This is a genomic window from Streptomyces albidicamelliae, from assembly GCF_025642175.1.
GTDB classification, from domain to species: Bacteria; Actinomycetota; Actinomycetes; order Streptomycetales; family Streptomycetaceae; genus Streptomyces; species Streptomyces albidocamelliae.
The window spans coordinates 1,509,302-1,524,275 of record NZ_CP106795.1; the positions used below are offsets into that span (position 1 = coordinate 1,509,302).

The 14,974-nt window shown below is 74.3% G+C and carries 10 protein-coding genes; 7 read left to right on the top strand and 3 right to left on the bottom strand.

The window, feature by feature from the left end; genetic code table 11:
* Positions 1 to 14: 14 nt before the first annotated feature.
* Together N8I86_RS07070 and N8I86_RS07075 are read right to left on the bottom strand one after the other, a co-directional pair.
* On the bottom strand, positions 15 to 779 hold the full coding sequence (locus N8I86_RS07070; RefSeq protein WP_073895084.1) for a GntR family transcriptional regulator: 765 nt from the start codon (positions 777 to 779) through the stop codon (positions 15 to 17).
* A gap of 249 nt (positions 780 to 1,028) precedes the next feature.
* Positions 1,029 to 1,907: an RNA polymerase sigma-70 factor gene (locus N8I86_RS07075; RefSeq protein WP_263277407.1), complete on the bottom strand. Its 879-nt coding sequence runs from the start codon at positions 1,905 to 1,907 to the stop codon at positions 1,029 to 1,031.
* A gap of 263 nt (positions 1,908 to 2,170) precedes the next feature.
* On the opposite strand from N8I86_RS07075, the gene N8I86_RS07080 reads away from it, so the two are divergent.
* The 5 genes from N8I86_RS07080 to N8I86_RS07100 all read left to right on the top strand — a co-directional run bounded on the left by N8I86_RS07080 (position 2,171) and on the right by N8I86_RS07100 (position 10,975).
* Positions 2,171 to 3,001, top strand: a complete 831-nt coding sequence (locus N8I86_RS07080; protein ID WP_073895088.1) for an alpha/beta fold hydrolase — start codon at positions 2,171 to 2,173, stop codon at positions 2,999 to 3,001.
* Positions 3,002 to 3,557: 556 nt separating this feature from the next.
* Positions 3,558 to 5,144, top strand: coding sequence for an alkaline phosphatase D family protein (locus tag N8I86_RS07085; protein WP_263277408.1), 1,587 nt, complete (start codon positions 3,558 to 3,560; stop codon positions 5,142 to 5,144).
* A 147-nt stretch (positions 5,145 to 5,291) separates the two neighbouring features.
* Complete coding sequence (locus N8I86_RS07090) at positions 5,292 to 6,725, top strand: SWIM zinc finger family protein (RefSeq protein ID WP_263277409.1); 1,434 nt, start codon at positions 5,292 to 5,294, stop codon at positions 6,723 to 6,725.
* Positions 6,722 to 9,376, top strand: a complete 2,655-nt coding sequence (locus tag N8I86_RS07095) for a DUF7824 domain-containing protein (RefSeq protein WP_263277410.1) — start codon at positions 6,722 to 6,724, stop codon at positions 9,374 to 9,376. Before N8I86_RS07090 ends, N8I86_RS07095 begins: the two co-directional genes overlap by 4 nt.
* Before the next feature lie 162 nt (positions 9,377 to 9,538).
* Positions 9,539 to 10,975 (top strand): GNAT family N-acetyltransferase, encoded by a 1,437-nt coding sequence (locus tag N8I86_RS07100; RefSeq protein WP_241841014.1) that lies wholly within the window; start codon positions 9,539 to 9,541, stop codon positions 10,973 to 10,975.
* A gap of 284 nt (positions 10,976 to 11,259) precedes the next feature.
* Here N8I86_RS07100 and N8I86_RS07105 read toward each other — a convergent pair whose 3' ends face one another.
* Positions 11,260 to 12,459: a trans-sulfuration enzyme family protein gene (locus N8I86_RS07105; protein WP_263277411.1), complete on the bottom strand. Its 1,200-nt coding sequence runs from the start codon at positions 12,457 to 12,459 to the stop codon at positions 11,260 to 11,262.
* Positions 12,460 to 12,519: 60 nt separating this feature from the next.
* Between N8I86_RS07105 and N8I86_RS07110 the strand changes: the two genes are divergently transcribed.
* Positions 12,520 to 13,005 carry an Lrp/AsnC family transcriptional regulator gene (locus tag N8I86_RS07110; RefSeq protein ID WP_073895094.1) on the top strand — a complete coding sequence of 162 codons (486 nt, stop codon included), beginning with the start codon at positions 12,520 to 12,522 and terminating at the stop codon, positions 13,003 to 13,005.
* 53 nt (positions 13,006 to 13,058) lie between these two features.
* Entirely contained in the window at positions 13,059 to 14,750 is a 1,692-nt protein-coding gene (locus tag N8I86_RS07115; protein ID WP_263277412.1) for a DUF885 domain-containing protein, read from the top strand.
* The last annotated feature ends 224 nt before the right edge of the window (positions 14,751 to 14,974 follow it).

Genomic DNA, 14,974 nt, shown 5'->3' on the forward strand with positions numbered 1-14,974 from the left:
TCTCGGCGGAGGGGTCAGGAGGCCTGCCGCTCGGGGTCGTGGTGTATTTCGACGCCTGCCGAGTCGCCGAAGGTGAGCCGGCAGGTGTCGGCGCGGTAGGTCGCCACGGACAGCGCCGCGGTGCGGCCGCCCCGGGCGAAGAAGCGGGTGGTGACGACCAGGACGGGCGAGCCGGGCAGCCGGTCGAGTTCCCTTGCGTCGTCCGCGCGGGCGGACCCCAGCTCGACGGCGCGGTCCTGCCCCTCCAGGTCGAGCCGCTGGAGCTCGCGCAGCACCGCACGCGCGCGTGCCGGGCCGGACGGGGCGTCGATCGCGGTGAGGTCGGGGACCGAGTCCGCCGGGATGTACAGCAGCTCCGTGGCGACCAGTTGGCCGTGGGACATACGCGAGCGGCGGACGGTGTGCACGGCGTCGTCCGGGCCGGTCTCCAGGCCGGCGGCGACCGCGGCCGGCGGGGTCTCCTGGGCACTGTCGACGGGCTGCCAGGCGTCTTGGGCGGCCCCCGGCCAGGTGTGCTGCTCGGTGCCGACGGCGACCCCCACGCGCGGCGGCGCCACGGTCGTGCCGACGCCGCGCCGACGCTGCAGGCGCCCTTCCAGCTCGAGCTGTTCGAGGGCCTGGCGGAGCGTCGCGCGCGCCACGCCGAAGCGGGCGGCGAGGTCGCGCTCGTTGGGCAGGATCTCACCGACCGAGAACTCCGAGTCGAGTGCCTCGGTGAGCACGGTCTTGAGATGCCAGTACTTCGGTTCCGGCACCGATTCCAGCTGCGTGGTCCCCACCCTGTCCTCCGCAAGAGCCGTGGTCCGGCGGTTTTTAGCGCCCTTGTTTATTAAAGGTTGTTGCACTTCTCTGCGACGATAGGGCTGCCGTCACCCTTGGTCAAGACCAATCCTCGGCCCCCTGCGCCCTGACCCGGACGTCCGCGGTGGAGCGTTCACGAAGCGTTCGTCATGGGCGGTGTGTGTGACATCGCGGCAAAGCCCCCGTCGCACGACGGGGGCTCGCGGGGTCCGGCCGGCGAAGGCGCCTCAGCGGTCGGCGAGGTGCCGCAGCTTGTCGGGGTTGCGGACGATGTACACGGTGCTGACGCGGTCGTCGGCGACGTCCACCTGGATCAGGCTGTCGGGCTTGCCGCCGGACAGGATCAGCACGGCGGGACCGCCGTTGACCTCCAGGAAGCGCACGGCCAGGTCGGGGACGGTGCCCGACACGGCGATCAGGAAGCGCCCCACCTTGTCCGCGGTGTGCAGGGTGCGCAGCGGCGCCTTGGCCTTGCCGCCGCTGTCGCCGACGAGGCGGACGTCCGTGGCGAGCAGGGTCAGCAGGCCCTCCAGATCGCCGCCGCCCGCCGCGGCGAGGAAGCGTTCGGTCAGGTCACGGCGCCGGGCCGGGTCCACGTCGTAGCGCGGTCGTCGTTCGGCCACGTGGCGGCGGGCGCGCCCGGCGAGCTGCCGTACCGCCGCCTCGCCGCGGTCGAGCAGGGCGGCGATCTCGGCGTACGGGTAGCCGAAGGCCTCCCTGAGCACGAAGACGGCCCGTTCCAGCGGGGACAGCGACTCCAGGACGACCAGGACGGCGAGGGAGACCGTGTCCGCGAGCACGGCACGCTCCGCGGTGTCGGGGGCGGTGCCGCCGAACTCGGTGACGCAGGGCTCCGGCAGCCACGGGCCGATGTACGCCTCGCCGTGCGCCTTGGCGCGGCGCAGCCGGTCGATGGCGAGCCGGGTGGTGATGCGCACCAGGTAGGCGCGCGGTTCGCCGATCTCGCCGCGGTCGGCACGGGACCAGCGCAGCCAGGCGTCCTGGACCACGTCCTCGGCGTCGGCGACCCGGCCCAGCATGCGGTACGCCACCCCCATGAGCAGGGGCCGGTGGGTTTCGAAGACGTCGGTGAGGTCGGTGGTCACCTCGTCATCCCATCCGACACACCTGACGGGTGTCCACCCGGAACCGGTCCGTCCACACCGGTCCGAGCATGGGCGTACCCGCAGCGCCATGAGTCGACGCGGTGGGCGGCGTGTCGGCGCCGGCAGCTCTCGGCGCGGCCGGCGCCGAGAGCTGCCGGCGGGTCCCGTGCGGGGCCGGTCCGGGGCGATCTGGGGCTACCCGTCGGTAGTAATTGCTGACAAGCTGTCTACGGCGTCCGCCGGCACCCAGACGAGGAGCACCCATGTCCGCCACCGTCTCCTTCCAGGTCCCCACCGCGCACGGCCCGAAGGACGTGACCGTGTCCTACGCGCGCGTGGGACACGGAGCACCGCTGGTCCTGCTGCACGGGATCGGCCATCACCGGCAGGCCTGGGACCCGGTCGTGGACATCCTCGCCACCGAGCGGGACGTGATCACCGTCGACCTCCCGGGTTTCGGCGCCTCCCCCGCCCTGCCGGGCGACCTCGCCTACGACCTGCCCACGACCAACACCGTGCTCGGCGCCCTGTTCGAGGCCCTGGAACTGGACCGCCCGCACATCGCCGGCAACTCGCTGGGCGGACTACTCGCCCTGGAACTGGGCCGCGAGAAGCGCGTACGGTCCGTCACGGCGCTGTCCCCCGCCGGGTTCTGGACGGAGGCCGAGCGCCGGTACGCCTTCGCGGTGCTGCTGGCGATGCGGGGCATCGCCCAGCGGCTGCCGCTGCCGCTGGTGGAGCGGCTGAGCCGCAGCGCGGCCGGCCGTACGGCGCTGACGAGCACCATCTACAGCCGGCCCGCGCGCCGCGCTCCGGAGGCCGTGGTGGCCGAGACGCTCGCCCTCGTGGGGGCGACCGGCTTCGACGCCACCCTGCGCGCGGGCACCGCCGTCCGGTTCACCGACGACCTGCCGGGCCTGCCGGTCACCGTGGCCTGGGGGACGCAGGACCGGCTGCTCCTGCGCCGCCAGGGCATACGCGCCAAGCAGATGATCCCGCACGCCCGCCTGGTGCGGCTGCCCGGCTGCGGCCACTGCCCGATGAACGACGACCCGGCCCTGGTCGCCCGGGTCATCCTCGACGGCAGCCGCTGACGGACACGGTTCCCGTATCGACGCCGCCCCAGAGGCAGCCGTCGCGGCACGGGCGCGGTGTCAGGGCAGTCGCGCACGGGCTCGCCGCGCGTCGCCATGCCAGCGGCAACCTGCGACCGGCGCCGGTCGCGGGCGGGAGACCCCGGCACGGCCGCGTACCGGCCGGTCTCGATTGTCGCCGCAGCGGCAGCTGCCAGGCGTACTTGCCGTCCCGCCGCCGCTGTCGCCCGGCTCAGCACACGCGCGCTTCAGGGCAGCCACGCGCGCGTGGCCGGCTCGGCGGCAGGGGCCACGCGCTGGGCCCCGGCACGGCCGCGTGCCGGTCGACCCGACGGCGCACCTGTATCAGCCCCTCCCCGCAGCCGTCCCGTAGGCGTCGACCCGCGCCGATGCCACCCAGTGCGCCCACCGGCTGACGTACCGTCGGTCTTCGTGAGCGCGACGGAGTCCGGTGGCCGCACGGTCCGTTGTTCACCTTCGGTTTCCGTGCGCGCCGCAGCACCCCAGTAGGTGTGGCTCTGCACACTGGCCGGATCCCGTTCCTGGAGGCGCAGCCATGTCACACCGTCCGTTCCCGGGCCGCCGCAGCGTTCTGCGCGGTTCCCTCGCCGCGTCGGCGGCCCTGACCCTGCCCGTGGGCCTCGGCGCGGCCCCGGCGTTCGCCCGGTCCGGGCGCCCCCAGGCGGGCTGGGGCGTGCAGACGGGCGACGTGACCACCGACTCCGGCCTGGTGTGGGTGCGTTCGGACCGGCCGGCCCGGATGATCGTGGAGACGTCGGCGACGGAGTCGTTCCGCAACCCGCGCCGCTTCCACGGCCCGCTGCTGGACGCCGGCACGGACTTCACCGGCACGACCCGGCTGCACGGCCTGCCGTCCGGCGAACAGATCCACTACCGCGTGCTCCTCGCCGACCCCGACGACCCGCGCCGCACGGGCGAACCGGTGGCGGGCGCCTTCCGTACCGTCTCCCGGCACCGCCGCAACGGCGTACGGTTCCTGTGGTCGGGTGACCTGGCCGGTCAGGGCTGGGGCATCAACCCCGACCGGGGCGGCTACCGCATCTACGACGCGATGGCCGGGCTCGACCCCGACTTCTTCCTGTGCAGCGGCGACAACATCTACGCCGACGGCCCGATCAGTGCCACCCAGGCCCTGCCCGACGGCAGCACCTGGCGGAACGTCACCACCGAGGAGAAGGCGAAGGTCGCCGAGACGCTCGCGGAGTTCCGGGGCAACTTCCGCTACAACCTGCTCGACGACAACCTGCGCCGGTTCAACGCCCAGGTGCCCTCGGTCATCCAGTGGGACGACCACGAGGTCCGCAACAACTGGTACCCGGGCGAGGTGATCGCGGCCACGGACACCCGGTACACCGAGAAGAGCGTCGACGTGCTCGCCGCACGCGCCCGGCGGGCGTTCGGCGAGTACTTCCCGATCTCCACGCTGCGGCCGGGCGCGAAGGAGGGCCGCGTCCACCGCGTGCTGCGCCAGGGCCCGCTGCTGGACGTGTTCGTGCTGGACATGCGCACCTACCGCAACGCCAACTCCCCCGACGGCCAGACCGTCGACCCGCAGGGCATCCTCGGCCGCGAGCAGCTGCAGTGGCTCAAGCGTGAGCTGTCCCGTTCGCGCGCGGTGTGGAAGGTGATCGCCGCGGACATGCCGATCGGTCTCGTCGTGCCCGACACGACGGAGGGCCGCCCGAACTTCGAGGCGGTGGCGCAGGGCGACCCGGGCGCCCCGCTCGGCCGTGAGCTGCAGATCGCCGAACTGCTCAGGTTCATCAAGCACCGGCGGATCACCGGCACCGTGTGGCTGACGGCGGACGTGCACCACACCTCCGCCCAGCACTACCAGCCGTCGCGCGCCGCGTTCACCGACTTCGAGCCCTTCTGGGAGTTCGTCTCCGGTCCGCTCAACGCGGGCGCGTTCCCGGCGAGCGCGCTGGACGGCACCTTCGGTCCGGAGCGGGTGTTCGTGAAGGCGCCGACCGCGTCGAACGTGTCGCCCGCGGGCGGCTACCAGTTCTTCGGCGAGGTCGACATCGACGGCGGCAGCGGCGAGCTGACGGTCCGGCTGCGCGAGCAGGACGGGACCGTGCTGTTCACGAAGTCGCTCCAGCCGGGCCGGGTCGGCCAGTAACACCGGCGGGGCCCCCGCGCCCCGTACCCTGTCGAGTGTGCCGCGCCCCGGCGTCATCCCCCGGAGCGCGGCACGGCAACTGCCCCTGCGTCTCGGCTGTTTCCGCAGGTCGGACCCATTGTCAGTGGTCGCCTCTACGGTTTTTCCATGACGCGATCACTGCAGGCCGTGGCCTATCGCCGACCCTCCGCGCTGGAGTCGGCGGCGGACGGGCGCCGACTCGGGCTGGAAACCTCCCGCGGGGCCACACCGACGGGTGTCCAGGACCATCCGAGCTTCTTCGCGGGCTTTCTGACTACACCCCAGGTGGCGGCGGCGGGACTGCTCGCGGTGGCCGACGTGGCGGCCGCCCGGTACTACCAGCCGCAGCTGCGTGCCTCGCTCGACCCGGTCGTGACGGGGAACGGAGACCGGCTGCGCTTCGAGTCCTTCTCCGGCTGCGGCGGGGTGTACGCCCGCCTGGACGTGCTCACCCCGGGCCTGGACGGCGGCGAGGTGGGTCACGGCACCACGAACGTCGACGTCAACAACCCGCTGCGCGAGGCGCTGACCCGCCTCGGCGGCGACGACCCGCTGCACCTGAGGGTCGGCCCGGACGAGCTGGCGGTCACCACCCTGGGCGGACCGGTGGTGGAGAAGAAGGTCCCGCTGCCCGACCGCTGGCTGCGCGGCTTCGCCGAGGCGCAGGTGGTGGCGGCGGGCTTCGACCTGCGGGCCGAACTGCCGGCGGCCGAGGCCGTGCGGTTCCTGCGCGGACTGCCCCGCTCCGACGGCGGCCGCCGGGCCCCCGCCGCGCCGCGCTGGGTGATACCGGTGGGCCGGGGGCTGCGGCCGACGACCCGTCCGGTGCCGGGCGCGGTCTGCCTGCCGGGCCCGGAGCGGCTGACCGCACTCCAGCGGGTGCTGCGCCACGCGACGGCCCTGCGGGTCTACGGCCCCGCCGTCACCGGTACGGCCCCGGCGGCCGCCGCCTGGGAGGTCGTCCTGCCCGGCATGCGGCTCACGCTGACGCTGTCACCCGACGCCTCGCGCGGCTTCTCCGGTGAGGGCGGGGTGCTGGACGCGCTGGCCACGGAAGAGGCGGCGGAGGACGCCGAGTTGATCTCGGTCCTGCTGGCCTGGGAGCCGCGCGTCGACGTGGCCGACCTCGCGGCCGCGTCCGGGCTCACCCCGCAGCGGGTCCGTGCCGCCCTGGTCCGGCTGGGCACCTCGGGCCAGGTCGGGTACGACACGGCGGAGGCGGCCCACTTCCACCGTGAGCTGCCGTACGACTCGGGGCGGGCCGAGCGGCACAACCCGCGGCTGCGCTCGGCGCGGGCGCTGGTCGAGGCGGGCGCGGTGGCGGTGGACGGCGCCCTCGCCACGGTGACGGCGGAGGACGGCCATCTGCACCGGGTCCGGGACGAGGCGGGGGTGCTCACCTGCAGCTGTCTGTGGTGGGCGAGGTACCGGGGCGGGCGCGGGCCGTGCAAGCACGCGCTGGCGGTGCGGATGGTCCGGCGCGGCGCGGTGCCGGGAGCGGCGGCGAGCGCCGGCGCGGTGCGGCGGGGTCTGGCGGGAATCGATGGGGGTGTGCGATGAGCGAGCTGATGGAAGCGGTCCGGGCGGGCCGCACGGCGGACACGCTGAAACTGCTGACCGGGCTGACGGATGCCGAACGGCGGCTTCATCTGCCGGAGTTGAAGGAGCTGCGCAAGGAGATGCGGGCGGTCCCGTGGTGGGAGTCCCGGTCCGAGCGGATCTCCCCGGCGCTGCATCTGGCGGGGGCCGCCTGTCAGACGGGCGCGGCGGCGGCCGCCGACTGGCTCGCCGGCGCGGACATGCGCTGGCGTCAGGCCCCCACCGAGAGCGTCCTGCGGGCGCTGGAGCACCGGGACGCCGGCTGGCTGGCCGATGTCGCACACCGGCTGGCACGCCGGCCGGTGTCCGCGCGGGTGCCGTACCCGCTGGTGTCCGGGCTCGTGGCGCGCGCGGGCTGCGAGGTGCCCGTCACGGACGCCTACCTCGTCGGCTGGGTCCAGCACGTCGGGGGCCGGTGGGACGAGTCGAAGGTGCTGGACGCGCTGCGCGTCGAGCCTCATCTGGCCGCTCTGGTCGCCGGTCTGTTCACGCTCTCGGACCTCGGCGAGGTGCGCTGGCTGCTGGAGGACGGACCGCACTCGTGGCAGAGCGCGCTCCTCACTCTGGCGCGGGACGGTGTCCTCGACCGCGCGTTCCTCGTGGACGCCTGCGTCGCCCGGCTGCTGCGCGGTGGCGGCCCCACGGACCACCGGGTCTTCCTGCCGCTGCTCACCGGGCTCGCCCTGGGGCGGGAGGAGGAGCGGGAGCGGGTCGCCGAGTGGACCGCCCTCGCCCGGGACGCGGTCTCCCCCGTGGCCGGCCATGCCCAGGCGGTGCTCGCGTCCCTGGCCCTGGACGGCGAGCTCACCTCGCGGCAGTTGGCGGAGGCCTCCGAGGGACTGTTGTTCCGCGCGGAGAAGAAGCTGGTGCGGGCGCAGCTGGTGCTGCTCGGCAAGGTGCTGGCCCGTGAGCCGGGCACCGCGGCGGAGCTGCTGCCGGTGGTGGCCCAGGCGTTCGGGCACGAGGACGCCCAGGTGCAGGAGCGCGCCCTCAAACTGGTCGAACGGCATGCCGCACGGCTGGGCTCGCTCGAGGAGCTGGGCTGGGCGGTCGAGCAGTTGTCCCCCGTGCTGCGCGCCAGGGCGGCCACGCTGCCGGGCATCACCGTGGCGTCGCCGGAGGTGTACGAGGAGGTCCTGCCGCCCGCCCCCGAGCCGGTGCGTCTGCGGCCCGCGCCGGAGACGGCGGTGGAACTGGCCGAGGAGATCGGCGCGGTGCTGGCCTCCGCCGACGAGGGCGTCGCCGCCTACGAGCGGGTGCTGGACGGCCTGGTGCGCCACGCCCACCGGGACCCCGAGGCGCTGCGTGAGGCGCTCGGACCGGTCGTCGCGAACCGCTGGTGGGCGACCTCGGACGACACCCACTGGCCGCGTATGGACGACATGTTCGGCAACGGCCGTTACGGCGCACTCGGCGCCGGCGAGGGTCTCGACCTGCTCCTCGCGACCCTGCAGGGCAAGGTGAGCACGGCCACGCTGCTGGACGCGGTGCGGCGCGGCCCCAACGAGCACGAGTGCCCGCACGCCGGCCTCAGCCGGGTGTTCGACGCCCGGCTGCGCGAGGTGGCGTACCGCCTCCGGACGGATCCGCTGCCGCTGCTGCTCGCCACACCCACCTGGAGCACCGGCCTGCTGGAGCCGGCGGACCTGGTGGCCCGCCTCGCGGAGTACCGGCGGCTGGGCGCCCGGGTCGGCGCGGCCGACTTCGCCCAGGCTCTGCTGCGGGTGCGCACGGACGACCGCGCGGCGGCCGAGGAGGCCGCGCGGCACGCGCGGGAGCTCCGCACCCACGAGGGTGCGCGGCTGGCCCATCTGCTGTCGGCGGGCGGTCCGGTCCGGCCTCCGGTCCGGCGGCGCGTCCACGGCCCGCGCGTACTGCTGGAGCTCGGTGAACTGCCGGAGCTCGTGGAGGGTCTCCCGCAGGAGTTCCACCGGCTCGGCGGCCCGGTCTCCGTCTTCACCGAGCGCTGGTGCGGTCACTGGGACCACGCGCTGCGCCGTCACTGGCTCGCGGTGCTGCCGGAGCGCCGGGAGCTGGTCGCGGTCCGGCTGCTGCACGACGTGACGGCCACGGCCGTGGACGACGGCCGGGGTGCCGGCGTCCTGCCGCTGCTCGCCGAGTCCGGTGGACCGGCCGGTGAGGCCGTGCACCTGTGCGTGGCCTACGGTCTCGGGGCACGGCACGCTGAGGACCGGCTCGCCGCCGTGGACGCCCTGCTGGTGCTGGCCGGGCGCGGTCAGCTCGACGCCGCGGCGCTGGGCGCGGACCTGGGCCAGCTGGTGCGGCGCGGCGCGGTGAAGCCGCAGCGGCTGGCCGACTCGGCTCGGACGGCGGCGGCCACCGGTGCCCACGCGACGGTCTGGGAGATTCTGCGGCACACCCTTCCCGTGCTGTGCGCCGACCTCGCGACCGGCCGGCCGGAGGCGTCCGCCGTCCCCGCCAGAGGGTTCGGGGATCTGCTGGCCGCCGCGGCGGACTGCGCCGAGCGTTGCGGGGCACACGGGGAGGTGCCTCATCTGGCGGGCATCGCCGCGCGCAAGGGGAGTTCCCGGCTGGTCACCGAGGCGCGGCGGCTGCGCGCCGCGCTCGCCTCGCAGGCGCTGGCCGCGTGAACCGGTCGGGCCGGGCCGTGGACCGGCCTCCGGGCGCGACCTGGCCGCACCCTCAGCAATAGAAAATGCAATAAATGGGGCGGAGCATGCTTTACCCATCGGTCACAAACCGTTCGTGATCACGCAACACCCTTCCTTCACAGTGGCTGCATGACTCCAGACATGTCTGATGTGACCCGGACGAAGCACGGACGGCCCGTGCACCACTGGCGGCGGGACGTCGTCGAACTCGCCGCGCTCTTCACGGCCGTCGCCGTGGCGGACGCGGTGGCGAACCTGATCGGCCACGGACCCGACGGTCCGACCCTGTTGGTGATCTCCGCGATGGTGCTGGCGGCGACGGCAGGCTTCCACGTCTGGTGGGCACGGCGCCACGGACACGCACCGCCGGTCAGTGATACCGGTGCCCGGCCGGCCGCGCGGACGCGGTCGGCCGGGCCCACCGGGCAGCCCGGCGCCTCGACGGACGAGGTGGCCGGCACCGGTGCGTTGTGGCGGATGCGGACGACGGTGAAGGACGAACCCGGATCGCTGGCGGCGCTCTGCGCAGCGCTGGCCGAGTTCCGGGTCGACATCCTCAGCCTGCAGACGCACCCGCTGGCCGACGGCACCGTGGACGAGTTCCTGGTCCGGGCGCCGGGCGGACTGCAGGCGGCCGAACTCACCCGGGCGGTCTCGCTGGCCGGGGGCAGGTCCACCTGGATCGAGCGGGCCGACGCCCACGATCTGGTCGACGCCCCGACCCGGGTGCTGGGCCTCGCGGCCCGCACCGCGTTGGACCCCGCCGAACTTCCCCTCGCCCTGCGTCAGTTGCTGGGCCGGTGCTCGATCCGCTCGCTGCCCGGGACGCCGGTCGGCGGCGGGCGCGGGCCGGAGCCGGTGCCGGTGGAGGGCGTCCTGGAGGACACCGTCATGCGGCTGAGGGGGCCGGAGGGCGGGGTGCTCACCGTGGAGCGGCCGTATCTGCCGTTCACGCCGACCGAGTTCGCGCGGGCCCGGGCGCTGGTGGAGCTGGACAGCCGGCTCGGCCCGCGGATCCCGGAGGGCCGGGACGTGCTGACGCTGCCCGAGGGCAACGAGATCACCGTGCGGCGGATCGACACCGGGGACGTGCCGGCGGCGAAGGCGATGCACGAGCGGTGCTCGGCGCGCACCCTCGGCATGCGCTACCACGGTCCGGTCGCCGACGCCGACCGCTATCTGAACCATCTGCTCAGCCCGCGCTTCGGGCGGACCCTCGCCGCGCAGACCACCTCGGGCCGGGTCGTCGGCCTCGGGCATCTGCTGTGGGACGGCGACGAGACCGAGATCGCGCTGCTGATCGAGGACGCGTGGCAGCGGCGCGGTATCGGCGCGGAACTGCTCGGCCGGCTGGTGACGATGGCCGTGGAGGCGGGCTGCGAGAGCGTGTACGCGGTGACGCAGGCCTCCAACACCGGCATGGTCGCCGCGATGCGCGGTCTCGGACTGCCCCTGGACTACCAGATCGAGGAGGGCACCCTGGTGATCACGGCCCGGCTGGACGCCGCACCCGCCGTCGCCCGGCCCGCCTACGACACCGCGCAGGACCAGCTCGGCGCCCCGACGCGCCGGGACTGACCCGCCAAGCGCGGCGAGCGGTGCGTCCCGCCCGGTCGGGGCGTTCCGCGTTCCGCCGGGTGCGGGCGGCCGCGTCCCGGCCGCCATCACCTCGCCTCCGGGCCGGCCGCATCCGACCGCCCTCGTGCCACCGCTGCGCCAGGGCCGGGCGGGGTCCGCGCGGGGAACGCCGACGGCGGCGGTCAGAGCCCGGCGGCCGGCGGTGCCGCCTCGCGCACCACCGCCGACCGCTCCCGCCCGCCGATCGTCCGGTCCCCCGACCCGGACGACGGCGGACACCCCGGTCAGTGGACCGCTTCCCGGAGGGGTACCGGGGTGCGGGCCGGGACACCGAGGGCCTGGTCGAGGTCGGCCCAGAGGTCGTCCACGTCCTCCAGGCCGACGGACAGCCGCAGCAGCCGGTCGCTCACGCCAGCGCCACGCCGGTCGTCGGCGTCGACGATCCGGTGGCTGATGGACGCGGGGTGCTGGATGAGGGTGTCGACGCTGCCCAGGCTCACCGCCGGGGTGACGAGCCGGACCCGGCTGATGACCTCGTGCGGGTCGCCGTGCACCTCGAAGGCGACCATCGCGCCGCCGAGCCGTGGATAGCGGACGCGGGCGACGCGCGGGTCGTCGCCGAGTCGGCGGGCCAGTTCGGCGGCGTTGGCGGACGCGGCCCTGACCCGGACGGGGAGCGTGGACAGGCCGCGCAGGAGCAGGTAGCCGGCCAGCGGATGCAGCACGCCACCCGTGGCGAACCGTATCTGCCGCAGCCGGCCCGCGAGTTCCTCGTCGCAGGCGACGACCCCGGCGAGCACATCGCCGTGACCGCCGAGGTACTTCGTGGCGCTGTGCAGCACCAGCCGGGCGCCCTGCTCGGCCGGACGCTGGAGCACGGGGGTCGCGAAGGTGTTGTCGGCGAGCAGCGGGACGGAACCGCAGGCGTGAGCGACGGCCCGCAGATCGACCTCGGCGAGCGTGGGGTTGGCCGGGGACTCGACCATCACCAGGCCGGTGTCCGGGCGCAGCGCGTCGGCGATGCCGGCCGGGTCGGTCCAGGTGACCTCGGAGCCGAGGAGCCCCGCGGTCAGCAGGTGGTCGCTGCAGCCGTACAGGGGCCGTACCGCGACGACGTGCCGCAGGCCCACGGCCGAGCGGGCGAGGAGGACCGCGCTGAGCGCGGCCATGCCGCTGGCGAAGGCGACGGCGGACTCGGTGCCCTCCAGACGGGCGAGCGCGGTCTCGAAGCGGGCGACGGTGGGGTTGCCGAGGCGGCCGTAGACGGGCGGGCCCACCGGATCGGCGCCGTCGGCGGCGAAGGCGTCGATGCGGGCGGCCTCGCCGCGGCTGTCGTACGACGGGTAGGTGGTGGACAGGTCGATCGGCGGGGCGTGCAGACCCTGGCGGGCGAGATCGTCGCGGCCGGCGTGCACGGCCTCGGTGGCCAGTGCTCTCGTGGCGGTGCGTACGTCGTCGTAGGCACCGGTGCTCGCTGTGTCCATGGGCGGAAGGGTGAACATCGAACGGTTCACCGGAATCGAACACCGTGCTACGTTCGGCCAATGGCCGAATCTGTCGTACTGGATCCGGTGGACCTCCACCTGCTGCGTCTGTTGCAGAACGACGCCCGGACCACCTACCGGGACCTCGCCGCGCAGGTGGGCGTGGCGCCGTCGACCTGTCTGGACCGGGTGACCCGGCTGCGCCGCTCGGGCGTGATACTCGGCCACCGGCTGCAGGTCGACCCGGGCAGACTGGGCCGCGGGCTGCAGGCGCTGCTGTCGGTGCAGGTGCGTCCGCACCGGCGGGAGCTGGTGGGACCGTTCGTCGAGCGGATCCGCGAGCTGCCGGAGGCGCGCTCGGTGTTCCACCTGACCGGCCCCGACGACTACCTGGTGCACGTGGCCGTCGCGGACATGGCCGATCTGCAGCGGCTGGTGCTGGACGAGTTCACGGCACGGCGGGAGGTGGCCCGGGTGGAGACCCGGTTGATCTTCCAGCAGTGGGAGTGCGGGCCACTGCTGCCGCCCGGCCACGCCCAGAGCTGAATCCCCCGATGCGTGGGTGACGCGGTGATCCCCGGCGTACGAGGATGGGCGGCATGTCTGACACCAAGAGCCCGCTCCCCCGTCAGGTCGCCGACGCGTACGTGGACGACCTCATCGCCCTCGATCCGATCACCGGTACCTACCTCGGCGTACAGGAGAGTTCGAGCAGGTTGCCCGACTACTCGCCGGCAGGTCAGGAGGCCCTGGCGGAGCTGGCCCGGACCACCCTGGCGAAGCTGGACGAGGCGGAACGCCGGCCCGGCGCGGACAGCGACGTGGAGCGGCGCTGCGGCCGGCTGCTGCGCGAGCGGCTGACCGCCGAACTCGCCGTGCACGAGGCGGGCGAGCACCTGCGCGCGGTCGGCAACATGCACACGCCCGGTCACTCGGTGCGGGACATCTTCACGGTCACGCCGTCCCAGACGGACGAGGACTGGGCGGCGATCGCCGAGCGGCTGCGCGCGGTGCCGGCCGCCCTCGCCGGGTACCACGAGTCGCTGCAACTCGGTCTGGACCGCAAGCTGTTCGCCGCCCCGCGCCCGACCGCGACGTTCATCGAACAGCTCACGGAGTGGACGGACACCGACGGCTCGGGCCGGGGCTGGTTCGAGGACTTCGCCGACGGTGGCCCGCAGGCCCTGCGCACGGAACTCCAGGAAGCCGCCCGCGCGGCCACCGGCGCCCTGGTGGAGCTGCGGGACTGGCTGCGGGACGTGTACGCGCCGGCCGTCGAGGGCGCCCCGGACACGGTGGGCCGGGAGCGGTACGCGCGCTGGTCCCGCTACTTCAACGGCACCGACCTCGACCTGGACGAGGCGTACGCGTACGGCTGGTCGGAGTTCCACCGCATCCTCGGCGAGATGCGGCAGGAGGCGGAGAAGATCCTGCCCGGCGCCGAGACCCCGTGGGTGGCACTCGCGCACCTCGACGAGCACGGGCGGCACATCGAGGGCGTGGAAGAGGTCCGTGAGTGGCTCCAGGGCCTGATGGACAAGGCCATCGAGGACCTGGACGGCACGCACTTCGAACTCGCCGAGCGGGTGCGGAAGGTGGAGTCGCGCATCGCCCCGCCCGGCGGCGCGGCCGCCCCGTACTACACCGCGCCCTCGGAGGACTTCTCCCGGCCCGGCCGCACCTGGCTGCCGACGATGGGCCAGACCCGGTTCCCGGTGTACGACCTGGTCTCGACCTGGTACCACGAGGGCGTGCCCGGCCACCATCTGCAGCTCGCGCAGTGGGCGCACGTGGCCGAGAACCTCTCCCGCTACCAGGCGACCGTCGGCGGGGTCAGCGCCAACGCCGAGGGCTGGGCGCTGTACGCGGAGCGGCTGATGGACGAGCTGGGCTACCTCACGGGTCCGGAGGAGCGGCTCGGTTACCTGGACGCGCAGATGATGCGGGCGGCGCGGGTGATCGTGGACATCGGCATGCACCTGGAGCTGGAGATCCCGGCGGACTCGCCGTTCCACCCCGGGGAGCGCTGGACGCCGGAACTGGCGCAGGAGTTCTTCGGGGCGCACAGCAGCCGGCCCGCGGACTTCGTGGAGAGCGAGCTGACCCGGTACCTGACGATCCCGGGTCAGGCGATCGGCTACAAGCTCGGTGAGCGGGCATGGCTGCTGGGCCGGGAGAAGGCCCGCGCGCGGCACGGCGACGCGTTCGACCTGAAGGCCTGGCACATGGCGGCGCTGTCGCAGGGTTCGCTGGGCCTGGACGACCTGGTGGACGAGCTGGCCCGGCTCTGACCTCCCGGGGCTTCCCGGCCGTCGTCCGCCGGTTCAACGCCGCAACCGCCCTTCGCAGTTGATGTCCTCTCCGGTGATCCAGCCCGCCTCGTCGGTGGCCGGCCAGGCGACGAGGCGGGCCGGGTCGCCGGGCAGCCCTCAGCGTCCGGCCGGGAACCGCGCCGCGACGGCCGCGTGTGCGCGTCCGGCATCGCGGCGTCGACCTCGTCCGGGGTGCCGTCGCG